General features: G+C 53.6%; 25 protein-coding genes and 1 pseudogene. 15 read left to right on the forward strand and 11 right to left on the reverse strand.

The window, feature by feature from the left end; all coding sequences use genetic code 11:
* Positions 1-48: 48 nt before the first annotated feature.
* Together BWI95_RS10510 and BWI95_RS10515 are read left to right on the forward strand one after the other, a co-directional pair.
* A complete protein-coding gene (locus BWI95_RS10510) occupies positions 49-447 on the forward strand; it encodes a DUF6896 domain-containing protein (RefSeq protein WP_054804062.1) in 399 nt (132 codons plus the stop codon).
* Complete coding sequence (locus tag BWI95_RS10515) at positions 448-1,014, forward strand: hypothetical protein (RefSeq protein WP_232374427.1); 567 nt, start codon at positions 448-450, stop codon at positions 1,012-1,014. It begins immediately after the preceding gene.
* A 151-nt stretch (positions 1,015-1,165) separates the two neighbouring features.
* On the opposite strand, the gene BWI95_RS23705 is transcribed toward BWI95_RS10515, so the two are convergent.
* Positions 1,166-1,234, reverse strand: a complete 69-nt coding sequence (locus tag BWI95_RS23705) for a hypothetical protein (protein WP_232374451.1) — start codon at positions 1,232-1,234, stop codon at positions 1,166-1,168.
* Between the two features lie 223 nt (positions 1,235-1,457).
* Here BWI95_RS23705 and BWI95_RS10525 point away from each other — a divergent pair, with 223 nt between their 5' ends.
* The 4 genes from BWI95_RS10525 (at position 1,458) to BWI95_RS23290 (ending at position 3,911) form a co-directional block, all read left to right on the forward strand.
* Positions 1,458-1,835, forward strand: a complete 378-nt coding sequence (locus BWI95_RS10525; RefSeq protein ID WP_076769439.1) for a hypothetical protein — start codon at positions 1,458-1,460, stop codon at positions 1,833-1,835.
* 158 nt (positions 1,836-1,993) lie between these two features.
* Positions 1,994-2,374 (forward strand): barstar family protein, encoded by a 381-nt coding sequence (locus tag BWI95_RS10530; RefSeq protein WP_076769440.1) that lies wholly within the window; start codon positions 1,994-1,996, stop codon positions 2,372-2,374.
* Positions 2,375-2,519: 145 nt separating this feature from the next.
* The gene (locus BWI95_RS23710) at positions 2,520-3,215 is read left to right on the forward strand and encodes a hypothetical protein (protein ID WP_232374429.1); all 696 of its coding nucleotides are present in this window, start codon (positions 2,520-2,522) and stop codon (positions 3,213-3,215) included.
* 312 nt (positions 3,216-3,527) lie between these two features.
* Positions 3,528-3,911 carry a hypothetical protein gene (locus BWI95_RS23290; RefSeq protein ID WP_156884904.1) on the forward strand — a complete coding sequence of 128 codons (384 nt, stop codon included), beginning with the start codon at positions 3,528-3,530 and terminating at the stop codon, positions 3,909-3,911.
* Between the two features lie 319 nt (positions 3,912-4,230).
* Here the strand turns inward: BWI95_RS23290 and BWI95_RS10540 are convergent, their stop codons facing one another.
* Together BWI95_RS10540 and BWI95_RS10545 are read right to left on the reverse strand one after the other, a co-directional pair.
* Positions 4,231-4,773, reverse strand: a complete 543-nt coding sequence (locus BWI95_RS10540) for an RNA 2'-phosphotransferase (RefSeq protein WP_054804066.1) — start codon at positions 4,771-4,773, stop codon at positions 4,231-4,233.
* Between the two features lie 65 nt (positions 4,774-4,838).
* Entirely contained in the window at positions 4,839-5,174 is a 336-nt protein-coding gene (locus tag BWI95_RS10545; RefSeq protein WP_076769441.1) for a hypothetical protein, read from the reverse strand.
* A 230-nt stretch (positions 5,175-5,404) separates the two neighbouring features.
* Here BWI95_RS10545 and BWI95_RS10550 point away from each other — a divergent pair, with 230 nt between their 5' ends.
* Complete coding sequence (locus BWI95_RS10550; protein ID WP_054804067.1) at positions 5,405-5,674, forward strand: hypothetical protein; 270 nt, start codon at positions 5,405-5,407, stop codon at positions 5,672-5,674.
* Positions 5,675-5,707: 33 nt separating this feature from the next.
* Here the strand turns inward: BWI95_RS10550 and BWI95_RS10555 are convergent, their stop codons facing one another.
* On the reverse strand, positions 5,708-6,226 hold the full coding sequence (locus tag BWI95_RS10555) for an Imm10 family immunity protein (protein WP_232374431.1): 519 nt from the start codon (positions 6,224-6,226) through the stop codon (positions 5,708-5,710).
* Here BWI95_RS10555 and BWI95_RS10560 point away from each other — a divergent pair.
* Positions 6,203-6,811 (forward strand): histidine phosphatase family protein, encoded by a 609-nt coding sequence (locus BWI95_RS10560; RefSeq protein WP_054804069.1) that lies wholly within the window; start codon positions 6,203-6,205, stop codon positions 6,809-6,811. The genes BWI95_RS10555 and BWI95_RS10560 overlap by 24 nt on opposite strands.
* Here BWI95_RS10560 and BWI95_RS10565 read toward each other — a convergent pair.
* The 6 genes from BWI95_RS10565 to zinT all read right to left on the reverse strand — a co-directional run bounded on the left by BWI95_RS10565 (position 6,791) and on the right by zinT (position 12,824).
* A complete protein-coding gene (locus BWI95_RS10565) occupies positions 6,791-7,357 on the reverse strand; it encodes a nucleotidyltransferase family protein (RefSeq protein ID WP_076769442.1) in 567 nt (188 codons plus the stop codon). The genes BWI95_RS10560 and BWI95_RS10565 overlap by 21 nt on opposite strands.
* Entirely contained in the window at positions 7,357-8,295 is a 939-nt protein-coding gene (locus tag BWI95_RS10570; RefSeq protein WP_054804071.1) for an XdhC family protein, read from the reverse strand. The genes BWI95_RS10565 and BWI95_RS10570 overlap by 1 nt, the downstream gene beginning before the upstream one ends.
* A 9-nt stretch (positions 8,296-8,304) precedes the next feature.
* Positions 8,305-10,494: an aldehyde oxidoreductase molybdenum-binding subunit PaoC gene (gene paoC, locus BWI95_RS10575; protein WP_076769443.1), complete on the reverse strand. Its 2,190-nt coding sequence runs from the start codon at positions 10,492-10,494 to the stop codon at positions 8,305-8,307.
* Between the two features lie 3 nt (positions 10,495-10,497).
* Positions 10,498-11,448: an FAD binding domain-containing protein gene (locus tag BWI95_RS10580; protein WP_076769444.1), complete on the reverse strand. Its 951-nt coding sequence runs from the start codon at positions 11,446-11,448 to the stop codon at positions 10,498-10,500.
* A complete protein-coding gene (gene paoA, locus BWI95_RS10585) occupies positions 11,445-11,999 on the reverse strand; it encodes an aldehyde dehydrogenase iron-sulfur subunit PaoA (protein ID WP_076769445.1) in 555 nt (184 codons plus the stop codon). The genes BWI95_RS10580 and paoA overlap by 4 nt, the downstream gene beginning before the upstream one ends.
* 186 nt (positions 12,000-12,185) lie before the next feature.
* On the reverse strand, positions 12,186-12,824 hold the full coding sequence (gene zinT, locus BWI95_RS10590; protein ID WP_156884945.1) for a metal-binding protein ZinT: 639 nt from the start codon (positions 12,822-12,824) through the stop codon (positions 12,186-12,188).
* A gap of 346 nt (positions 12,825-13,170) precedes the next feature.
* Here zinT and BWI95_RS10595 point away from each other — a divergent pair, with 346 nt between their 5' ends.
* Together BWI95_RS10595 and hutX are read left to right on the forward strand one after the other, a co-directional pair.
* Positions 13,171-13,344 carry a con-10 family general stress protein gene (locus BWI95_RS10595; protein WP_023478999.1) on the forward strand — a complete coding sequence of 58 codons (174 nt, stop codon included), beginning with the start codon at positions 13,171-13,173 and terminating at the stop codon, positions 13,342-13,344.
* A gap of 698 nt (positions 13,345-14,042) precedes the next feature.
* Entirely contained in the window at positions 14,043-14,531 is a 489-nt protein-coding gene (gene hutX, locus BWI95_RS10600) for a heme utilization cystosolic carrier protein HutX (RefSeq protein WP_054804074.1), read from the forward strand.
* A gap of 1 nt (position 14,532) precedes the next feature.
* Here the strand turns inward: hutX and BWI95_RS10605 are convergent, their stop codons facing one another.
* Entirely contained in the window at positions 14,533-14,820 is a 288-nt protein-coding gene (locus tag BWI95_RS10605) for an Rdx family protein (RefSeq protein WP_023479005.1), read from the reverse strand.
* 205 nt (positions 14,821-15,025) lie between these two features.
* Between BWI95_RS10605 and BWI95_RS10610 the strand changes: the two genes are divergently transcribed.
* From BWI95_RS10610 to BWI95_RS10630, 5 genes and pseudogenes are all read left to right on the forward strand, one after another.
* Positions 15,026-17,380: a TonB-dependent receptor domain-containing protein gene (locus BWI95_RS10610; RefSeq protein WP_076769446.1), complete on the forward strand. Its 2,355-nt coding sequence runs from the start codon at positions 15,026-15,028 to the stop codon at positions 17,378-17,380.
* 65 nt (positions 17,381-17,445) lie between these two features.
* Entirely contained in the window at positions 17,446-18,498 is a 1,053-nt protein-coding gene (locus tag BWI95_RS10615) for a hemin-degrading factor (RefSeq protein ID WP_054804077.1), read from the forward strand.
* Positions 18,495-19,308, forward strand: a pseudogene (locus tag BWI95_RS10620) (heme/hemin ABC transporter substrate-binding protein). The gene BWI95_RS10615 and the pseudogene BWI95_RS10620 overlap by 4 nt, the downstream one beginning before the upstream one ends.
* Positions 19,308-20,303 carry a FecCD family ABC transporter permease gene (locus BWI95_RS10625; protein WP_054804078.1) on the forward strand — a complete coding sequence of 332 codons (996 nt, stop codon included), beginning with the start codon at positions 19,308-19,310 and terminating at the stop codon, positions 20,301-20,303. The pseudogene BWI95_RS10620 and the gene BWI95_RS10625 overlap by 1 nt, the downstream one beginning before the upstream one ends.
* Positions 20,296-21,075 carry a heme ABC transporter ATP-binding protein gene (locus tag BWI95_RS10630; protein WP_076769447.1) on the forward strand — a complete coding sequence of 260 codons (780 nt, stop codon included), beginning with the start codon at positions 20,296-20,298 and terminating at the stop codon, positions 21,073-21,075. The genes BWI95_RS10625 and BWI95_RS10630 overlap by 8 nt, the downstream gene beginning before the upstream one ends.
* Positions 21,076-21,383: the final 308 nt, after the last annotated feature.

Here is a 21,383-nt window from a genome sequence, read left to right on the forward strand (position 1 = left end):
GTGATCAATTACTGCGTGAAGCTGCTGAGGCAAGGGTGAGGCACTGAAATGAATAGTGTTTTTGATAAAGATAAAATTATCCAATTTTTTCTACTTCAGAATGAGCTGGTTAAAGCCTTATTTAAAGCTTATCCAATGGCAAAAGACATTGAGTGGTTATTAGATTTTCCCAAAAATGGATATGTCCATATTAATGAGGATATATGGAATTTTTCCAAACATGGAAAAGGAATCATGTTCTTTATGGAAGGATCACACATTGATAAAGTGGTTGATGTACATAATAATATAAGTTGTCCTGAATTGGCTGATACATGGCGATTACTACAGTACTTTTCGCTTGATGATGAAAACCAGCTTGAGGTACTTTTAAATAATATGGTTATCTCAGGTGAATTAGAGAAAATATCGGATAAATTATACCGGTTAAAAGAAATTCCGGCCTGAATGGCCGGGATCGTGCTGTCAACCATCAGGCAAAACGCCCGTTCCCGCGCTTGTACACCAGCAGATCGCCGGTGTACAAGCGCCCCCGGAAAAACGTTAGAAAACACACAAACACCTATGAAACTGGTATATCTTCTTTCTGAAGAGTTAAAAGCTGATCCTGAATATGTTTCCTTGACTCAAGCTTTAACATTAGATAAATCAAGGCCTTATCTTGGCTTAAATGGAACCTATGGTCTTTTTGGGTCACAAGAATGGTGGGATAGTATCAATCAAGGTAAAATGCCGTTGCTATCACTGTCTGGGGTAATAAAAAAAGCTTATGTAGCAGGGCAAGACCCTTCTGATTTTAATAATACCATCGATTTATTACTTGATGATGGAACCATCCAATCCGTTGGTATTTATACTAATCAAAATGAAGACTTAAGTTCTTTTGAAAAGGGACATAGGGCAAGTATTGTCTATGCTCTTGATGAGCTTAAACCAAAGGCAATGCTTAACTTTGGTCAAAAATATAATAAAATCGCTTTAGAAATGGCTGTTTCATTAAAACCAGTTGAATAAAAATTAAAGGTTTTTATGAATTAACAAAGAGGATCCTAAATTTTTAAACTAGGATCTTTTATTAATTTTCATACTGTCAATAATGCTGTGCAACTTCCACCATATTTAACGGTGATTGCTCAGACTATCACTAACACGGGATTGATGTCTGTCACGCAGCCAGCAGTCGTATCACCAGTTGCCCGCGTTCAATCGCCACGGTAACTGGTGTATCGGTCACAAACCCCGCCTTTTCCAGTCAGTTGCCCTTGAGGTAAAGAGTGGGGCAGGTCACAAGAATTAAATTAATCGCTTCTGGAAACCAATTATTACTGTTCTAACGAAAGCGAAGGATCAATATGGAGTAAGGCACGAAAAATTGAAAGAGTTACAAGATAAAATAATTCAGGAGGCAGGAAAAAATGAAAGGAAGTGATGAGAAGTTTTCCCCCGGGGAACAATAAATGATAGACAATTTAGCTTGGTTAAAAAAAGTAGAACAACGCCTCATAAATGATGGGGCTGAAGATTTATATTGCTTATTAGAAGTGATGTATAAAGAACAAAAAATGAACTTCCAACAATTTATCTATGATGCATCAAGAGGAATAGGCAGTGTTGTCTCTGAAGGGGTAGAATACGTATTAGATCAAGATCTAGATGATCCAAGCGAGTTTGATGGTGCTTGTTTCATCCTTGGTGACTATGAAAGTTCGACGATTTCACTTCAGAAATTTGTTGAGTTAATGCAGGACATAACGGATATTTATATAACTGAGAATCCAGAAAATAAAGAGACAATAGAATCCTCTATGGCTAGGCTTAAAGAGCGCTATACTTGATATTGACGTGGTATTATTCCCTATTGCATGAGGCTAAAGTTCCTTCTGATTGGAACACCCAGGCAAACAGTGATTTTGGTTTATTAGTGCCAGATTCAGATAAATGCCTGCTGGTCAAAGGCATGAATTTTTGAAATTACACGTATTAAATAAATAAAATGATGGCTTTTAATTATTACAAAGGAATATTTCCCCATTATGAATTTGGGCAGTGTTGTGTTTGGCTTGCTCCCATTATTCGAAGCAGAACTGAATTGCATAAGAAATTATATTGTCTCCTCGGTTTTCCTGGATATTATGGATTTAACTGGAATGCCTTGTATGATTGCTTATGCGATTTTCACTGGATCACTAATAAGAAAATAGTGCTCATTCACGAGCAACTCCCTGAGTTACCAGTGCACGATTTAGATATTTATCTTGATATCTTAAATGATGCTATTTTGTCCTGGGTTGATGATGATAAGCATGAACTAGAAGTGTGCTTTAGCTTATCCGATAAAGAAAAAATTGAAAATATCACTATAGCTACAAAATAAAATAACAAGACACAGATTATTTGAGCGTTATGTTGACGAAAGATCGAAGAGCGTGGGAACTTTACTGGGTTTCCATAGACTGATGGGAAACCGATAAACAAATCAACAGTTACTGAATATGAATTTAAAAAAAAGGTGCCAGTAAATGATTAAGTATAAGTTAAATATAACGGATTGCTATCCCCAAGTAATTTGTCTGGATAATAACATTGGTTTGAAATCATATTTTTCAATTTTTGATATCATTAATAAAAAAGAAAACTCATCTATTTTGTTGAACAATATGGTTATAAATATTGATGATGAATCATGGTATGGCGTAATAACTAAAAAAAATAGCAATAGTATTGTGACTAGAGCTTTGAATAGCTTGGATGTTAATGATTTAGATATTTTTACTTTAATGATGCAACGAGCAGAGTTAACGATTTCAGGAATTAAATGTGTGTATATTAAGTTATCGACTGACACCGATAACTATTATCACTCCATAGGGAATGAGTTTTGTGTTGGAGATAAGCACATATGGCTTGCTGGCTACTGCTCTGATTTCGAAAATACAACAATTAATATAATGCTAGTTTTTGATGGGGAAATTCATTTAAATTTCCATGAATCAGATATAGTTATTGAGTCGATTAATTTCAATAGCTATATTGATTTTGATAATGTAAATGACTTTAATAAAGCTAATGATTCTTTTATATCTTTGAAAAAAATAAGAATAGAAGATTTAGGTTTTAATAATATAAAGTCTGAGCTCTTAGAGTTTAATAATAATATTAAATATTTCGATTATAGCGAAACTGGAAATTTTGCGATCAAAAATTATAATGTTTAATAGTTGACAGTAATTATTAAAGCAAATTTAGAATAGCGTTAACTTACAGAGCTAAGATAAAATCATGAAAAAAAGAATGAATTACAAGAAATTTCTCGCAAAACAGTACCGTGCAGGGAAGTTTATTCTCTGAGTTCGTTAGTGTCCCTCAATAACTGACAGTTGATTGGGAGGTTGCACTGGATTATATTGACCCTAATGAGTGATAATTGACAAGCTGATCTGGTTTCGTAAATTATCCTGGCGCAACCACATAGCGTACACTGTGAATAAAAAATTTATTCTACTTCTTACAAGTCATCATTAACGCGCATGAAAAAGTTAAAGTGGTTAGAAACAACAAAAAACTATTTTTATCAAAATGATGGCAGGGATTTATATGATATTGTTTATTTGGTTTTATCACTAAATAAGATGAGTTATATCGCCTTTTTGAAACGCGCTAGCGAAGGGTATGGATGCTCCCCATCAGAAGGATGCGGTTATTCGCTAGATCAAAATTGGGATGTTCCTGAAGATTTTAACGAAGTCAGCTTTATGTTTGGGGACTATGAAAGTTCAGCAATTTCTCCTCAAAAATTTGTTGATTTAATATCCTTTCTTTCTCGAAGTTATATCAAGGAGTACCAGGATGATGAAGGGTTAGTAATCATTTATATAACCAAGCTTCAAGAGCGTTATCAGCCATTTTGCTGAAAGCAGCGATTTAGGCATCAGCGGTAATAAACGCTAAATATATCCCTTTAAACCAAAAGCAGATAAATAGCGATAGTATGACTAAATTTCTAGATGAGCTTGAAAAGAATTGTGGCGCTAAGATTGAGCGAAGTGATGCACGTGTTGTTCCCGGCACAGAAAAGTTGATGGTTTAGAAATTGTCTATTTCTCTGATAATGGGAAAAGGTATTTTTGTCGGTTGGTTTTCATCTCTTCGCATTTGTAATTACTCAGGTTAAAATCGGCTCGCCTTGACGCAACCCGTCATAAAGATGATCAGGATGGCGATGAGTAGCCGTCACTCCTGAATATACTCATACGGGACACGCTCCGTTAACCAAACCCCATTATCCGCCTGATAAAATGTAAAGCCCTTCTTATACATATCCACGGCTTTTATTTTTAATAACACGGGCTTTCCATAACGTTGCCCGACCTGAATTGCCGTAGCTTCATCAGAGGAAAGATGTACATACTGGCGTGACAAAGGGAGTAGGCCTTGCTCTCTGATTTGTGCGATAAAGCGGGTTGCAGTGCCGTGATATAAAATATCTGGAGGCGTTTTCTCTGCGTAAGTGATATTGACCTGTTGAGTGGAGTGCCCCTGAGCTGCGCGAATGCGTAAGCCATCCTCTGAAATCGTGAAGCGTTTCTTTTCGCTGCTTTCAACAATGTCGAAAATAAGATCTCTATCGAGTGCATGGCCTTTATTACCAGCACGCAGAATAAGGTCGTCTATAACCGCCCACCCCTCTTTATCCAGAGATAGCTCAATGGCTTCTGGTTCATGGCGCAAGATATAACTTAAGAATTTACTGGTGTCGGTACTTTTTTTGCTCATAACTTACTCTCAAATAATCTCTGCCGTTAAACCAGAAGGCCACTGCTGCAAAGCTCATAATTTTATTATGACCGCTGTTTGTCACTCATTATGTCACGGCACTTCTGCTGGTTTTCTTTGAGCTCTGCCTGCTGCTGCGCACTGAGCGACGTCCAGGTATCGATCATCCGTTCGCCCAGCGCGGAGATGTAGTGATTTTTACGTAACGCGTAATCGGAGTTGCCGCCCTCGATAATGTTTTCCATATCACGGGAAAAATTCTGTGGATCGTCATGATCGATGGTGCAGAACACCGCGCGGTAATAGCTCTCTTCCTCTTCGGAGTAGTGCGGCGTTAGCCAGTAGGCGACAGCGCCAACCAGCGCGAGCAGTGGAATGATAAAGCGTAAGTTTTTTAACATTGTTGAGTTCAGCAAGAAAAATTGAGGGAGTAGTGTAGCTGAGGCGAAAAGAGAATGTAAAAACGAAGCCCAAACAAAAGCACCACATGCGAAATGCTCTCTCTCGCCGCAGCAGAGGCATCCCCAGGCACGAAATAATTTATCCCCACTCCCTCAGCTAAAAACCGTCATAGCCACTGGTCACAAAGCCGTGTAGCTTACTCAAAACTTCTTCTGCTCAGGATGCTGTATTGATCACTCAAGCTGAAGCCATTGAGATCGCCAGAGCCTATGCCGCGCAGAGCCGACGCGGGTGGGATGAGTACGCCCATCACGCTACGGTCATCACCTTATACGGCGAGCCGGTGTGGATGATCGCCACCACTGATGTCGAATACTCCACGGAGCTTCCGTGGCTGATGACCCATCTGCCAAACCCCCGCTATTACTACATCAGCATGGTCGAGGCGAAATGCATCGCGGTGGGCCACCGGGTGAACCAGTATCAGCGCGTACGCTGAGCCTTGGCTGTTTGGCACATTCACACCACAGCATTATTTAAGTTGCAGCCTCACTTTGCTGCCTGAAAATAACGTCAGCAAGGCGGCTTGCAACTCCCCGCTGTTTTGAACAGCAGAAATCTTCGCGCAATATTCCCTGTAACCTGCCTGCTGCGCCGCAGCCTCGTTCAGCCGAATCGTCAATGTATCCACGCTTAGCGTAACGGCTTCTATTGCCGCCGCCAGTTCATAGGCTGTGTCGTCGCTCTGAAACCCGATGCACTCATCAATAGCAAGATCATCTTCATCAAATCTCCCGATGATAAAAAAATGATCCGGGTCGTGTGCATCGTCTCCTACGCCAAGGGTTAGCACCTCATCCTCGTTGGCGACATTCGCGCAAACTGCATTAAACGTTTTTATCCCAATCATATTTTCCCCGTCTTCAGCGTTATTTTTCGCTTGTATTCCCGCCACATGATAGCCACTCTTTTTCCATTCATACCCATTATAAATTTCCCGCGGATATCCGGGCGAGGAGCAGGGCAGATGAAGGTTATTCTCGTACGGCATGCACAAACGCAGTGGAACCGCGCGGGCATGATTCAGGGCCAGCAGGACAGCCCAATCACCGAACGCGGCGAGCGGGAAACGGCGGCATTACTCGCGGCATTAAAAGATGAAGGTTACGCCGCAGAGTGCGTCTTTAGCTCGCCGCTCGCGCGGGCGCGCAGCATGGGGGAACAACTCGCCGCACTTTTTCAGGCGCCGCTGGTGATTGATGCCGCGCTGATGGAGCAGTCATTCGGGCGCTACGAAGGACTTTCCACGCAAGAGTTGCAGGCTGAAGCAGATGCGTTATTCGCGCACGATGCCGCATTCTGCCCGCCAGGCGGTGAATCACTGGCGCAGGCGGTGCAGCGCATGCTGGTGTTTTTACAGCGTCAGCACATTCGTGCGGCGCATAAAACCCTCTGCCTTGTCTGCCATGGGCACGTCACTCAGGGTCTGCTGGCACTGCTGAAGGAAGGGAGTCTTGAGAACTTCGCCCGCTATGCGCAGCCCAATGCGAGCTACGCGGTGTTAGAGATGGCGGAAGAAAAATGCGCGGTGCTGCGCTGGGGCGTGGCGACTCACTTACGCACGCTGGACGCGTAAATGGCTATCGTAGATACGCTCCGCCCGCCGCAAATCCTCCAGCGTATCAATATCCTGAATAATTCCTGCATCCGTCAGCGGCAGATCCAGCACCTCGCCGCGTGCTCTTGCCTGCTGCACAATACTTTTTGCGCCGCTATCGCCAGTTAATGACCGTAAGGCAGGGAGGTAGCATCGCGAAAAGGCCACCGGATGACCCTGGCGCTGCTGATGCCACGGCGCCACCAGCGGTTTTTCTCCTAACCCTTCGGCGACGCGCAGCAACGATTCCGGGGCGATCAGCGGCAGGTCGGCGGGCAGAATCAGCCAGCCGGATGCAGTCGACGTGGCGTTAACGCCTAATGAGATAGAGTCACCCATCCCGCCCGTGCCGCCCACGGGGCGAACAAGGTGCCAGCTGAGTCCGGCGCGCGCTACTGCATGAATCACATGTTCCAGCAGCGTGCGCTCACCGAGCGGCGTATCAAGCTTATGGTGTTGCGCGCCGGAGGCGAGAAAGCGCTCGCCGCGTCCTGCGGCAAGAATAATTACCACTGGCTCAGCCATCAGCTTTCGTCCGCTGCAAGCTGCGCGGCGGCGACATCCGCCAGCACTGAGAGCGCCAGCGAACGCGCATCGCGCGCTTTCGGGAAAATGCCAATCGGCGCTTTGATCCGCGCAATGTCAGAGGGCGCAAAGCCAATCTCACTGAGCTTCTGCGTGCGTTTTTGATGGGTGCGATAGCTGCCAAGCGCGCCGATGTAGAAAGGCTGCGCGCGGAGCGCCGCCTGCAACACCGGCAGTTCCCGGTGCAGATCGTGCGAGAGCAGGATCACTGCCGTTTGCGTATCGATCTGCGTGCCATCGTTTAGCGTTTCGACAAGCTGCACATCGTAGCCAGAGGCGCGGGCGAGGCTGGCGGTGGCCTGCGCCTCAATCGAGCGACCAAACACCATTACCCGCACGCGCGGGCGGTAGGCGACGGTAAAGACCTCCTCATGCCAGCCGCTTTCGGTCACACCGGTAACGCACTCAAGCTGTTCACGAGCCGGATGGTAGCGCAGCGCGGCGGGCTGGCGCTGCGCAAGCAGGTTCAGCACCGCCAGCAGCGGTTGCGCGCTACGCAGGCGATGAATATGCAGCGTGATACCGCCGCCGCAGGGGAGCACAATGTCGAACCACTGCGATCCCTCGCCGTAGCGCACCACGCGATCTTCAACGCAGGCGATTGCCGCCATCGCTTCAAAGGCGGCGGCAGACTCCACGCAGCCGCCAGAGACAAAGCCGCAATAGCCGCCATCTTCGCGCACCACCATCTGCGCGCCCACTGCGCGTGCTGCGCCGCCGCGAATGCCGGTCAGCGTGACCAGCGCTGCCCCCAGGCCTGCGCCGAGCGCATCGACGGCGAAGCGCAGAATTTCTTCGCTATCATCGGTGAGCAGCGCCTGCTGCGGTGTCAGCAGCGCTTCATCTGCCGTGTCGGGTGCCAGAATGGTCTGCTGCATAACGTCTCCTCAGGCAATATCCGGCAAGGCGTCGAGCAGCTTATCGAGCGTGACCGGGTAATCCCGCACCCGCACGCCGGTCGCGTTGTAGATCGCATTGGCGATCGCCGCGCTGACGCCGCACAGCCCCAGTTCGCCTACGCCCTTGGCCTTCATCGGCGAGGAGATGGGATCGGTGTCGTCGAGGAAAATCACCTCCTGCTCAGGCACGTCGGCATGCACCGGCACCTCGTAGGTCGCCATATCGTGATTGACGAAGTAACCCTGGCGCGTATCAACCGCCAGCTCCTCCATCAATGCGCCGCCCAGCCCCATCGTCATCGCGCCAATCACCTGGCTGCGCGCGGTTTTCGGGTTGAGGATGCGCCCGGCGGCACACACCGCCAGCATACGGCGCACGCGCACTTCGCCGGTTGCCGCATCGACGGCGACCTCAACAAAGTGGCCAGCAAAGGTCGATTGCTGATACTGCTCATCCAGATCGCCAAACTCAATGGTATCTTCCGCGCTGAGCGCGCCCGCGGCTTTTAGCGGTGCGCTGCGATCGCCCACGCTTATCGTCTCATCAGCGAACACCGCTGAAGCGGCATCAAAGCCCAGTTTTTTGGCGATGGCTTCACGCAGCTTGACGCAGGCGGCATAAACGCCTGCGGTGGAGGTGTTGGCACCCCATTGCCCGCCGGAACCGGCAGAGACCGGGAAGCTGGAGTCGCCAAGCCGCACTTCAACGTGGGAGAGCGGCACGCCGAGCATCTCGGCGGCGGTCTGGGCAATGATGGTGTAACTGCCGGTGCCGATATCGGTCATATCCGTCTCTACCGTCACCCGGCCTGCGTCGTCGAGATGCACGCGTGCGCCGGAGGGGGCGAGCAGGTTGTTACGAAAGCCCGCCGCGACACCGTAGCCCACCAGCCACTCTCCATCCCGCGTCTGGCCGGGCGTGGCGTTGCGTTGCGACCAGCCAAAGTGCTCCGCGCCGCTGCGCAGGCACTCCACCAGCTGGCGGCGTGAGAAGGGGCGCTGTGGATCCTTCGGATCAACCTGCGTGTCATTGAGAATGCGAAACTCAACCGGATCGATCCCGGCTCGCTCTGCCATCTCATCAATGGCAATCTCCAGCGCCATCATCCCCGGTGCCTCACCCGGCGCGCGCATGGCGTTGCCCTCGGGTAGATCGAGGGTCGCCAGCCGTAAACCGGTATGGCGATTAGCCCCCGCGTAGAGCAGCTCGGTCTGGTTTACCGCCGTCTCCGGCGTCCCGCCCGGCAGGTTACCGGACCAGCTATCGTGCGCGATGGCGGTGATTTTCCCCAGCCGATCGGTGCCGATACGGATGTGCTGAATAGTCGCCGGGCGATGAGTAGTGTTATTGGGGATCATCGGGCGCGGCAGCATCACTTTCACCGGGCGCTGCAAGGCGCGAGCGGCGAGGGCGGCCAGCAGCGCATCGCTGCGCAGGAAGAGCTTGCCGCCAAAACCGCCGCCAATATAGGGCGAGATGATACGTACGTTCTCTTCCGGCAACTTGAGGGTGGCGGCCAGATCGGTGCGGCACCAGGCGACCATCTGGTTGGAAGTCCAGACCGTCACCTTATCCCCTTCCCAGACGGCCATCGAGGCGTGCGGCTCCATCGCCATATGGCTCTGATCCGGCGTGGTGTAGGTGGCGTCGAGTTTCACCTCGGCGCTTGCCCAGGCAGCGTCAAAATCGCCGCTATTTTTGTCCGGTGCGCTCTCCGGCGCGCTGTTGACCGCCGGTTTCTCTGCCGCCAGATCGTAGGCACCGCTTTCGCGCTGGTAAGTGATGTCCACCAGCCCGGCGGCGGCGCGCGCCTGCTCAAAGGTTTCAGCCACCACCAGCGCAACGGCCTGGTGATAGTGCTCAATCTGCGGGCCGCCAAGCAGCGTGGCGGCGTTGCGCTCGCCTTTGCCCAGCGGGCCAGCGTTATCGGCGGTGATAATCGACAGCACGCCCGGCGCGTTGCCTGCCGCATCGCAATTAATCTCGCTGATTTTGCCTTTCGCAATGCCCGCGCTGACGATGTAGCCATAGGCGACATTGGGCAGCACATCATGCCATTCGTAGGCGTAGTGGGCGCGGCCGCTCACTTTTAGCGGGCCGTCGATGCGGTCATGGGGCTGCCCGACCACTTTCAGTTGATCGATGGGGTTTTCGCCTGCCGGTTTCTCAAATTTCATCGTTTACGCCCTCGCTTCCGACAACACCGAGGCGAGCGTGCGCTTCGCCAGCGTCAATTTAAATGCATTCTCAGCCGTAGGCTGCGCGGTGGCGAAGAGCTTGTCATACACCGCCTGTGCCCCCTGCGGCAGCGCCGCATCCGCTTCGGCAAGCCGCCACGGTTTATGGGCAACGCCGCCGATAGCCACGCGCCCGCTGCCGTCCGGGTGGACAATAGCCGCCACGGAGACCAGCGCAAAAGCGTAAGAAGCGCGGTCGCGCACTTTACGGTAGATATGCGTGCCGCCTGCGGGCGGCGGCAGGGTGACGGCGACAATCAGTTCGCCGGGCTGCAACACCGTCTCCAGATGCGGCGTGTCGCCCGGCGCGCGATAAAATTCCGCCAGCGGGATCTGGCGTTCGCTACCGTCCGGGTTGACGGTCTCAACAACTGCATCAAGCAGCTGCATGGCAACCGCCATATCGCTCGGATGGGTAGCAATGCAGGATTCGCTGGCACCGACCACCGCAAGCTGACGGCTGTAGCCGCCCAGCGCCGCGCAGCCGCTGCCCGGCTGGCGTTTGTTGCAGGGTTGATTGGTGTCGTAAAAATAGGGGCAGCGCGTGCGTTGCAGCAGGTTGCCAGCGGTCGTTGCCTGGTTACGCAACTGACCAGAAGCACCGGCAAGCAGGGCGCGGGAGAGGACGGCATAATCGCGGCGCACGCGCCCATCGGCGGCGAGATCGGTGTTGCGCACCAGCGCGCCAATACGCAGGCCGCCTTCAGCGGTCACTTCAATGCTATCCAGCGCCAGGCCATTGACATCAATCAGATGGGTCGGCGTCTCAATCTCCAGCTTCATCAAATCAAGCAGGTTAGTGCCGCCCGCGATAAATTTCGCCCCCTCTGTGCGCTGCGCGCTGGCAGCCGCTTCGGCAGGGGTGGTGACCCGCTCATAGGTAAAGGTCTTCATGATTTCTCCCCGGCGGTCTCTTCAATCGCTGCCAGCATGTTGGCGTAGGCGCCGCAGCGGCAGAGGTTGCCGCTCATGCGTTCACGGATCTCATCTGCCGTCATCTGGGGCGGGGAGACGAGATCGAGAGTGACGTGGCTGGGAATGCCCTGCTCAATCTCTTTCAGCATGGCGACGGAGGAGCAGATCTGCCCCGGCGTGCAGTACCCGCACTGGTAGCCATCATGTTTGACAAAGGCCGCCTGCATCGGATGGAGATCGTCCGGCGAACCGAGGCCCTCAATGGTGGTGACGTCGGCATCCTGCTGCATTACTGCCAGGGTAAGGCAGGAGTTGATGCGCCGCCCGTTAACGATCACCGTGCAGGCGCCGCACTGGCCGTGGTCGCACCCTTTCTTGGTGCCGGTGAGGTGTAAACTTTCACGCAGCGCATCCAGCAGCGTGGTACGGGTATCAACCTCAAGCTGTCGGCGCTCGCCGTTAACAGTTAAGGACAGCGGGATCATTTCCGGGGCGCGGTGCGCGTCCGGGTTGTTGCCTTGGTTGCTCATACCAGGCCTCCAGTCATCAATGCGGGTGAATAAAAAAGGGGTCTGCTTATAACGGCGTTATCGTTTTTTTAAGCCTTAAGCATAGACGGCACTCTGGAGAGGATTACTCCTAAATCATCGGCGCGGGAAAAACGGGGGAAGATAACGGGGAGAGGCGGGCGGCAGCGATGGCCGCCCGCAGAGAAATTAGTGGTGCAGCATCTCGTCTACGATCTGCGCTTTGGTCATATTGTAGGGATAGTAAGTCGGCCAGTTATCCATCTCTTTCAGCAAGGCTTCCTGAGACTCATTGCCCATGTAAATGTGGAAATGCTGGGACTGGCGCGGGGCGATGGTGTGATCGCTGAATTGCACATACTTCGGTGCTTTAGAGTTTGCGTCTTTACACTCAAACAGATAGCGCACGCCCTTTTTGCCCGAAACGTAGGTCAGGATCTTGTAGCCGGCGTAATCATAGCGGCAGCTATTGACGGTTTTGCCGGAGTGGAACTCCATCACGTTGTTTTCAATGCCGATCATCTCGACATCCGTGGCGTAGCCCTTTTTGTAATAGTCGCGGTACTCCTCGACCGTTTTATCGCCGTGCTGCGCCTTTTTCTTCAGCACCGGATCGAGATCGCCGTTCAGCAGGTAAGGGTTAATGGATTGCCACACGCCATCCCAGTCCGAGAGCGGGCGATCTTTCACATCTTTATCATCAATAATCCCTTCGCTCGCTTTACGCTCCACTTCCGTCAGCGGTTTGCCGTGGTGATGCCCATGGGCAAAGCCCTGCGTGCTCATCAGCAGCGCGCCCATCGCCAAAGCAAAAGCCGTTTTCTTCATCATCGTGATCACTCCCTGGTTACGTTTGTCATAAATTGAAATGTTATATTATAACAAAAGCAAATGCCAGCCCTGGCAGAGCCTGTCACGACAGGCTCGCGGCAAGCTGTGTGATTAGTACACTAAACGCAGCCGTAAAATAAATTTAGCCTCCCGCTGCGCTATTTTTCCTCGGCTAACCAGTGGGATAGCTGAAATAAAAAATATGCATTGCATAAACGCGATATTAATTAACGGCTGCGCTTTGACATAAATTATGTTTATGGCCAGGCTTAATCATGAAAGGCGATTGATATGACGCTGATGTCATATTGATTATATTTGAAACGACAGATGGAGAAATAACATGGCCGAGCATAGAGGCGGTTCCGGTAATTTCGCTGAAGATCGTGAGAAAGCCTCAGAAGCAGGGCGTAAAGGCGGACAGCAGAGCGGTGGGAACTTTAAAAACGACCCAGAGCGCGCGTCCGAAGCCGGTAAGAAAGGCGGACAGAATAGCAACAGCAGCAATAAAAAATAGTGGTGCCGTTGCTGTTTTAACCTGAAGTTTAAAATTTAATTTTTAAACGATAGCGAGTCGGAAACGGCTCGCTTAATTATTTGTACGGTTTTGTAGATCCCAAAAGAAATAAAATTAATTCCCTTGGTTAATTATTTTCCTGAACGGCTGCAGGCAAAAAAAATCCCTCAGGTACAGGAAATCCGATCTGCGCCTGAGGGTATGCAAATGCATCTTCGTTACTAACAATGAGTTGGCGATCTATGCACAATTGGGCAACAGCATAAGCTGCTAAAACCCGCATTTGTAATGAAATTTTACGCTGCTCACGAATAAATTATTTCATGAATAAATATTTGAAAATACGCCGTTTTTAGCTATGTCGACGGTTTTTTGAACCGATTCAGCTTAATTATTCTCCGCCAATGGCGCTTTTTTAATCCTCTGCCGCCTGGTTTAGAGTGCAAGGCTTAGCTATATTTACTAAACATCCATTCGCAAAAGGAGGTTTTGTGTTCAATATTGAAAAAGACGATCCACGCGAAGCGCCGGAATCCGGCGACAAAAAACCGCAACCGGTTAAAAAATAGTTACAAGGTCGCTTCGGCGGCCTTTTTTATTGCGCGGTAGCTCGCAGTTTTTTCTCGAGACAAATGATAGTAATTCTCATTCATCGCTGCAGTGGAGAGGTGGCGAAGGGAAAGTCAAAGGAGAGAGAGATGACAGAGAAGAGCTTACAGGAGTTTTTGCACACCGAGCCGGATTGCATACTTGAACATGTCGCCCGGCATTATCAAACCACGCTGCTTGAAGTGGTACGCCAACTGCCTGGCAGCAAGATGATTGCCGGTACCCACTTTGATGAGGTGTGGCAAGAGGTGACCACCTGGGGCACGGTGCTGCTCCTGATCCACACTGAAGATGTGATCCTGGAGTGCAGCATCGCGCTACCGCCGGGATTTTACAGCCACGGTTACTTCAACCTGCAGGGCAAAGAGCAGGTATCGGGTCATATCAAAGCCGACCACTGCTACCATATCGCGTTTATTGAACGCAAATTTATGGCGATGGACGCCGCCACCATCCTCTTTTTCAACGCCGCAGGCAGCGCGATGCTAAAAATTTTCGTTGCCCGTGACGAACGCCACCAGCTTATTCCACAGCAGCTGGCGGCGTTCCGTGCGCTGAGGCAGGCCTTCGCGCAGTAGATTACTCGCTGCGCTTTTCAACATGACCCAGCGGTTTTTCCGGGAAGCAGCAGTCGCGCACGCGGCGTTTTAACTCTGCGGCATCGGGAAAGCCGCCCTCCTGCTTGCGATCCCAGATGACGCTGCCATCGGCTTCGATGACAAATATGCCCCCGGTACCGGGGATTAGCGTCACGGATCCCAAGTCGGTATTGAACGTATGGAGCAGCTCCTGCGCCATCCAGCTGGCGCGCAGCATCCAGTTGCACTGTACGCAGTAGTGCAGGGTGATGGCAGGTTTAGTGGACATCTTCTCGTTACCAGAAGGGAAAGGGGTCCGCAAAGTGTAAGCAAAATGTTGGGATTATGAAATCGTTGCAAGTGATAATGGTTATCATTATTATCCTGACCATAACAGAGAGCTGATGCCTGGCCCGTGCGGCTGGTGTACGGTTCCGCTGAGTTCTGGGAGTTGATGTGAGCCCGATGATAATAATTCAAAGGCACACACACTTATGACGACTACACCTTTTTGCCGGCTACGCTTCAGAAACCGCGTGCTGGTCACCTCATTACTGACAACGCTTACACCCAGCGCAAGCTTTGCGGCAGAAACCGCACCACGCGATGAACAAGAACGTGCCGAAGAGATGGTCATTACCGCGCCAGCCCCATTGCTTAAAGCCGGGAGCGATCGCGCCATCAATGCTGACACTCTGCAACGCAACGGGGCGAATGATTTTGGCTCCATCATGCGGTATGAACCGCTGATTGGTGCCACCGGGGCAAGGGGCGGTTCCGGCAACGGTAAGAGCGGCTTCGATCGCGGCGGTTACACCGGCTATAACATTCGTGGCCTTGAGAGTAACCGCGTCGGCATTGATGTTGATGGCATTCCCCAGCCGGAGGCCACCGGGCGCAGCTACGCCGGGCGCGCCGGGCTTAACACCTTCGGCATTGGCCGCGACTATATTGACCCCTACCTCTACGGCAGCGTGGCAATCCAGCCGGGCGCAACGTCTGCGGAACAGGCCAACACTGCCATCGGTGGCAATGTCTCGTTCCGGCCAAAATCCGCCAATGACTACCTGCAAGGGGCGAAGCACTACTACGCGGGTTACCAGAGCGATTACGACTCCAGCGATCGCAGCTGGCACAACGGCGTAACGGCCGCGGCAGGGGATGAGAGAGTGCGCGGCATTGTGGTTTACAGCCGCCGCGACGGCCAGCAAACGCGCAATAACAGCGACAGAGTCGGGGCTTACCCCGCTAACTGGCACTCCGATGCGCTGCTGCTCTCCGGGATCCTGCAAGCCTCTGAGGCGCACAAACGGACCTATACGGCGGAGTACTATAACAAAACGACGCATACCCACTTTGACGCCTGGAACCGTGACGGCAGTAACATCATTGGCAACGCCCAGCAGAGCAGCTACTCCCGGCGCTGGGCCATCAGCCTGAAAGATGACTGGACACCGGTCGATGCGTGGGTCGATAGCGCTTCGACAAAGATCTATTTACAGCGCACCCAGGCGCACGATGCCACGTGGATGCCGGACAGCACCACCGGCATTCCGGGTACCGTCTACTCCAGTTACGATACCGACACGATAGGCATTCAGCATGCGCTGGCGAAGAGCTTCGGCCGCCACGATCTGCGCGCTGGCTTCAATGCCAGCGCCAGCAAAACGCAGCGCCCATTCCACCAGCAGCCAATGCCGAACGCACGCAGCGCGATCATGCAGCCTGAAGCGGACAGCAAACGCGAGATCCTCAGCGCTTTTGTGCAGGATCAGATCAATTTCTCCGCCGGAGAGCACGATTTTGCCCTCATTCCCGGCCTACGCGTGGTGCATCAGTCAATGAAGCCGGAAAACCTCGGCAGCCTGACTACCACCAGCAACGTGCTGAACACCACGGATGTTAACGCGCTGTACCACAAAAACAGCGATACCGAGTGGCTGCCATCGCTCACTTTCCAGTACGACATCACGCCGCGTCTGATGAGCTATCTGCAATACCGGCGCGGCGCACAGTTCCCCAGTGCCAGCCAGCGCTACGGCTCCTGGAATCTTGGCTCTAACTATGCCGGGCGCGCGCAGTATGCGCTGATCGGCAACGCGGCGCTAAAAACCGAAACCAGCGATAACCTCGAATGGGGATTGAAAGGCGAGGTGGCGCAGGGCGTGAAGCTGCGCAGTGCAGTGTTCTACAACAGCTACAAAAACTTTATCGCCTACACCCGCTATCGCCGCGCCGACAACCCCGGCAACTTTGCCAACGTGCCGTCGAATATCTACACCAGCTATCAGGCGGAAAACCGCGATAAGGCCTTTATCTACGGCGGTGAAATCAGCGCCACGTTCGATGTCGGTAGCTGGTTTGAGCAGGCGGAAGGGCTGCGCGCAACCCTCGCTTATGGCTACGCCGAGGGGCAAGCCAAATCGCGCTACATGGGCGATGCCTACCGCGATCTCGACAGCGTCGCGCCGATGAAAGCGATTGTCGGCCTCGGCTGGGACGATCCGGCAAAACGCTACGGCACCGCGCTGACCGCCACCTTTGTCAAAGGTAAGCGCGCCACCGCGACCGGTCGTGAAACCTATCAGAACAGCGGCGAACCGGTCGCCAGCGCCAGCAGCAGCTACATGCGCGTGCCCGGTTACGGGGTTGTCGACCTGAGCGCCTGGTGGCAGGTGGCGAAGCAGGTGAAGGTGAACGGCGGCGTTTATAACCTCACCAACCGCAAATATTGGGATTACCTCAGCAGCCGGACGCAGGAAACGCGCACCCTCCAGGATCGCTATGACAACGCGCTGAGCGTGATGCCAGGACGCAGCTGGCAGCTGGGCGTCAATATTGATTTTTAATCCGGCAGCCTCTTTACCCCCGGCGCGCGCCGGGGATGTTAGGACACATAAAGGACGTGAAAAATATGCCTGTATCTTCAAAGGATTATGCCGCCATCTGGCAGGAGTATCAGTTAATCAGAGCGCTTGAACCGGCAAAAAGCGCCAGAGATATCGCTTTCCAGCTGGCGATAAGCGAAGCGGAGCTGGCCGAGGCGCGCGTTGGCTACGATGCGGTGCGGCTGGATGGCGCGGTGCGCCATATCTTCAAGGCGCTGGAGAGCGTCGGCGAAGCCAAAAGTATCTGTCGCAATGAATACGCGGTTCATGAGATGACCGGGCGTTTCAGCAATCAACATATCAGCGATCGCGCCGGGGTAGTGCTCAACCCGCGCGGCCTCGATCTGCGCCTCTTTATGAGCCAGTGGGCCTGCGCCTACTACCTGCGGGAGCAGGGGCCAAGAGGCGAGCGCCGCAGTATTCAGTTTTTCGATCATCAGGGCGATGGGCTACTGAAAATCTACGCCACGCCCTACACCGACGGCGGCCAGTGGGATGAAATCGTGGAGCGCTTCGCGAGTCGGCGTCAGGTGCCGCTCTCCATCTACGCGGTCGAAAGCAAATTTTACGACGAAGCGCCCGATGCAGAGGCGGTCGATCACGACTGGCGGGAGATGACCGATGTCCACCAGTTCTTCAACCTGCTGCGTAAGCATAACGTCTCACGTCAGCAGGCGTTTCGGCTGGTGGGCGACGATCTCGCCTGCCAGGTCAGCAACGACGCGCTGCCCGCTCTGTTGCAGCAGGTGCAGCAAGAGGGGAATGAAATCATGATCTTTGTCGGCAACCGTGGCTGCATACAGATTTTTACCGGTGCGCTGGAGAAGTGTGCGCCGGTGGGCGACTGGCTGCGGGTGATGAATAAGATCTTTACCCTGCACCTGCGCGAGGCGGGGATCCACGAAAGCTGGGTGACGCGCAAGCCGACCGCGGACGGGCATGTCACCAGCCTGGAGCTGTTTGCCGAAGATGGTACGCAAATCGCTCAGCTTTATGGTCAGCGCAGCGAAGGGGATCGCGAACAGGCCTGCTGGCGCGCGCAGATTAAAGCCCTGACGCCGTGGAGGAACGAGGTATGAAACGCGTAGTGATGCTCTTGCTGGCGCTACCGCTACTGGCGGTGGCCGCCGAGCCAAAAGTTGTCGCCCTTGGCGGCGATGTCACAGAGATTGTCTATGGCCTGGGCGCACAGAATCAGCTGGTGGGGCGCGACAGCACCAGCACCTGGCCTGCCGAGGTAAAGCAGCTGCCAAATGTCGGCTATGTTCGCCAGCTAAATGCGGAGGGCATTCTGTCGCTGCGGCCTACCATCGTGCTGGCGGGCAGCCAGGCGCAACCCTCGCTGGTGTTGAAAAGCGTGCAGGATAACGATGTCTACATGGTGCCGGTGCCGGGCGGCTATACGCTCTCAGAGATCGATAAGAAAGTGGTGGTGATTGCCCGCGCCCTTGGCAAAAACGAAGAGAGCCTGGCGCTGCGCAAAAAGCTGGCGACGGAGATTGCCGCGCTGCCCACCTCGCCGCTGGATAAAAAGGTGCTCTATATCCTAAGCCACGGCGGCATGGGCACGCTGGTGGCGGAAGAGAGACGGCGGCGGATGGCGCTATCCAGGCGGCGGGGCTTAATAATGCGATGCAGGGTTTTTCCCACTACCGCGCGATGTCGCAGGAGGGGGTGATCGCCAGCCAGCCGGATCTGGTGCTCATCTCAGCTGAAGGCGTGAAGCATCTGGCGGCGAGGAGAATATCTGGTACTTGCCGGGCCTTGCGCAAACCCCCGCCGGGCGCAACAAACAGCTGTTAAGTAGCGAGGCTGCGCTGCTGGGCTTTGGTCTGCGCACCCCGCAGGCGCTGCTGGAACTGCGTAAAAAAGCGGAGCAGCTACCGTGATCACCCGAGCCGCTTCCCGTCTCCTGTGGGGACTCTTGCTGCTGACGGCGGCACTCACGCTCTTCGCCTCCACGCAGGGGGCGATGGATCTCTCTCTTGCCAGCTTGTGGTACGGCGATGATGAGGTGCTGCGCCAGATTTGGTTCACCATTCGCCTGCCGCGCGTGCTGCTGGCGCTGCTTATTGGCGCGGCGCTGGCGCTCTCCGGCTGCGTTATGCAGGGGCTGTTTCGCAATCCGCTTGCCGATCCGGGGTTACTTGGCATCAGCAGCGGCGCGGCGCTGGTCGTCGCCTGCTGGCTGGTGCTGCCGCTGTCGGTGCCGGTGCTGGTTGCCCTCTATGCCCCGCTGGTCGCCGCCTTTATCGGTAGTCTGGCGGTAATGGTGGTGATCTTTTTACTTAGCAAAGCGGGTGAGAGCGCGCTGTCGCGGCTGCTGCTGGTGGGGATCGCCATCAACGCTCTGTGCGGCGCGGGCGTTGGCATGCTGGCGTGGATCAGCAACGATGCGCAGCTGCGCCAGCTTTCGCAGTGGGGAATGGGTAGCCTCGGGCAGGCACAGTGGCCGACGCTCATCGTTACGGCGACCCTGATCCTGCCCGCCATGCTCGGGATCTGGCGGGTGGCGAAACAGCTCAACTTTCTGCAACTGGGCGAGGAGGAGGCGCACTATCTGGGCGTGGATGTGCGGCGTTTACAGCGGCGGCTGCTGCTCTGTAGCGCGCTGTTGGTGGCGGCCTCTGTTGCCATCAGTGGCATCATCGGTTTTGTCGGGCTGGTGGTTCCGCACCTGATACGCATGGTGTTAGGCCCCGATCATCAACACCAGATCCCCGGCTCGCTGCTGGCGGGGGCGAGCCTGCTACTGCTGGCAGATACCGCCGCCCGCACGCTGGTGGCGCCTGCCGAAATGCCGGTCGGCTTACTGACCAGCCTGCTCTTCGCGCCGTGGTTTTTATGGCTTATTTTCCGCCAGCGGAGTGCGCTCTATGGATAACGGTTTTATTGCCCACCAGGTGCAGTTCACGGTCGGCCAGCGGCGGCTGGTGGATGATATCTCCCTTACGCTGCCGCCTGGTGAAATGGTGGCGCTGATTGGCCCGAACGGTGCGGGAAAATCGACGCTGCTGCGCCTGCTGACCGGGTTTCTTACGCCGTCGCGCGGTGTCTGTTCCCTGGCGGGAAAACCCCTTACCGCCTGGCCTTCGCAGGCGCTGTCGCGCTATCGGGCGGTGATGCTGCAACATCACGCCCTCGGCGTGGAGTGGGCCGCGGAGTCGGTAGTGGCGATGGGGCGTGCGCCGTGGGGAGAGAGGCATGCGTGCGATATCGTGCGTAAAGTGATGCGTTTAACCGGCTGTGAAACGCTGATTGGACGCCGCTTTGCCACACTTTCCGGCGGCGAGCAGCAGCGGGTTCAGCTGGCGCGTAGCCTGGCGCAGCTCTGGCGCAACGGCGCGCCGGAGGGGTGGCTATTTCTGGATGAGCCGACTTCGGCGCTCGATCTCTACCATCAGCAGCAGTTGCTGCGTTTGCTTAAATCCCTGACGCAGCGTGCCCGGCTGCATGTCTGCGTGGTGCTGCACGATCTGAACCTCGCGGCGCTGTGGGCCGATCGCATTGTGCTGTTGCATAAGGGGAGATTGGTGGTGGAGGGGACGCCGCAGCAGGTGCTGCAACCGGAGGTTATCACCCGGTGGTATGGCGCGCAGGTGCATGTGGCGACGCATCCGGATGGGCAGACGCCGCAGGTGTTTCTTTGTGTTTAGGGGGCTGAAACGGCGTAGGCCGGATAAGCGGTACGCGCCATCCGGCGATGGGGTTGGCATTCATGCTTGATGGGTGGAAGGGTTCCGTTCACGAGGCATTGGGGAGTTTCATTGATCTCTTATGCGGTGAACGGGACAAGGGGAGCTGCCGCGCTCCCCTTGTCAATCCCCGCGGCCCCACGAGGAAATCGGTGCTGCGCACTGCGCTCACCTCCCGCGTGCCTGACTGCGGCCGGCTCGACTCGCCATCCTGGCTCGGTTCGCCTCTGTCCGCCATCCATGGCGTCCAGACCTTGTCATTCACGCTT

Origin of the sequence: Kosakonia cowanii JCM 10956 = DSM 18146 (assembly GCF_001975225.1) — a bacterium.
GTDB lineage: Bacteria > Pseudomonadota > Gammaproteobacteria > Enterobacterales > Enterobacteriaceae > Kosakonia > Kosakonia cowanii.

Bases quoted from the DNA above. Each gene is read 5' to 3' on its own strand.
- BWI95_RS10630 (WP_076769447.1), top strand. From the start codon at position 20,296: ATGGATAACGGTTTTATTGCCCACCAGGTGCAGTTCACGGTCGGCCAG.
- BWI95_RS10545 (WP_076769441.1), bottom strand. From the start codon at position 5,174: ATGTTAAAAAACTTACGCTTTATCATTCCACTGCTCGCGCTGGTTGGC.
- hutX (WP_054804074.1), top strand. From the start codon at position 14,043: ATGACAGAGAAGAGCTTACAGGAGTTTTTGCACACCGAGCCGGATTGC.
- BWI95_RS10605 (WP_023479005.1), bottom strand. From the start codon at position 14,820: ATGTCCACTAAACCTGCCATCACCCTGCACTACTGCGTACAGTGCAAC.
- BWI95_RS23710 (WP_232374429.1), top strand. From the start codon at position 2,520: ATGATTAAGTATAAGTTAAATATAACGGATTGCTATCCCCAAGTAATT.
- BWI95_RS10540 (WP_054804066.1), bottom strand. From the start codon at position 4,773: ATGAGCAAAAAAAGTACCGACACCAGTAAATTCTTAAGTTATATCTTG.
- BWI95_RS10580 (WP_076769444.1), bottom strand. From the start codon at position 11,448: ATGAAGACCTTTACCTATGAGCGGGTCACCACCCCTGCCGAAGCGGCT.
- BWI95_RS10610 (WP_076769446.1), top strand. From the start codon at position 15,026: ATGACGACTACACCTTTTTGCCGGCTACGCTTCAGAAACCGCGTGCTG.
- zinT (WP_156884945.1), bottom strand. From the start codon at position 12,824: ATGAAGAAAACGGCTTTTGCTTTGGCGATGGGCGCGCTGCTGATGAGC.
- paoA (WP_076769445.1), bottom strand. From the start codon at position 11,999: ATGAGCAACCAAGGCAACAACCCGGACGCGCACCGCGCCCCGGAAATG.
- BWI95_RS10570 (WP_054804071.1), bottom strand. From the start codon at position 8,295: ATGCAGCAGACCATTCTGGCACCCGACACGGCAGATGAAGCGCTGCTG.
- BWI95_RS10530 (WP_076769440.1), top strand. From the start codon at position 1,994: ATGATGGCTTTTAATTATTACAAAGGAATATTTCCCCATTATGAATTT.
- BWI95_RS10555 (WP_232374431.1), bottom strand. From the start codon at position 6,226: ATGCCGTACGAGAATAACCTTCATCTGCCCTGCTCCTCGCCCGGATAT.
- BWI95_RS10565 (WP_076769442.1), bottom strand. From the start codon at position 7,357: ATGGCTGAGCCAGTGGTAATTATTCTTGCCGCAGGACGCGGCGAGCGC.
- BWI95_RS23290 (WP_156884904.1), top strand. From the start codon at position 3,528: ATGAAAAAGTTAAAGTGGTTAGAAACAACAAAAAACTATTTTTATCAA.
- BWI95_RS10525 (WP_076769439.1), top strand. From the start codon at position 1,458: ATGATAGACAATTTAGCTTGGTTAAAAAAAGTAGAACAACGCCTCATA.
- BWI95_RS10515 (WP_232374427.1), top strand. From the start codon at position 448: ATGGCCGGGATCGTGCTGTCAACCATCAGGCAAAACGCCCGTTCCCGC.
- paoC (WP_076769443.1), bottom strand. From the start codon at position 10,494: ATGAAATTTGAGAAACCGGCAGGCGAAAACCCCATCGATCAACTGAAA.
- BWI95_RS10560 (WP_054804069.1), top strand. From the start codon at position 6,203: ATGAAGGTTATTCTCGTACGGCATGCACAAACGCAGTGGAACCGCGCG.
- BWI95_RS10595 (WP_023478999.1), top strand. From the start codon at position 13,171: ATGGCCGAGCATAGAGGCGGTTCCGGTAATTTCGCTGAAGATCGTGAG.
- BWI95_RS10615 (WP_054804077.1), top strand. From the start codon at position 17,446: ATGCCTGTATCTTCAAAGGATTATGCCGCCATCTGGCAGGAGTATCAG.
- BWI95_RS10510 (WP_054804062.1), top strand. From the start codon at position 49: ATGAATAGTGTTTTTGATAAAGATAAAATTATCCAATTTTTTCTACTT.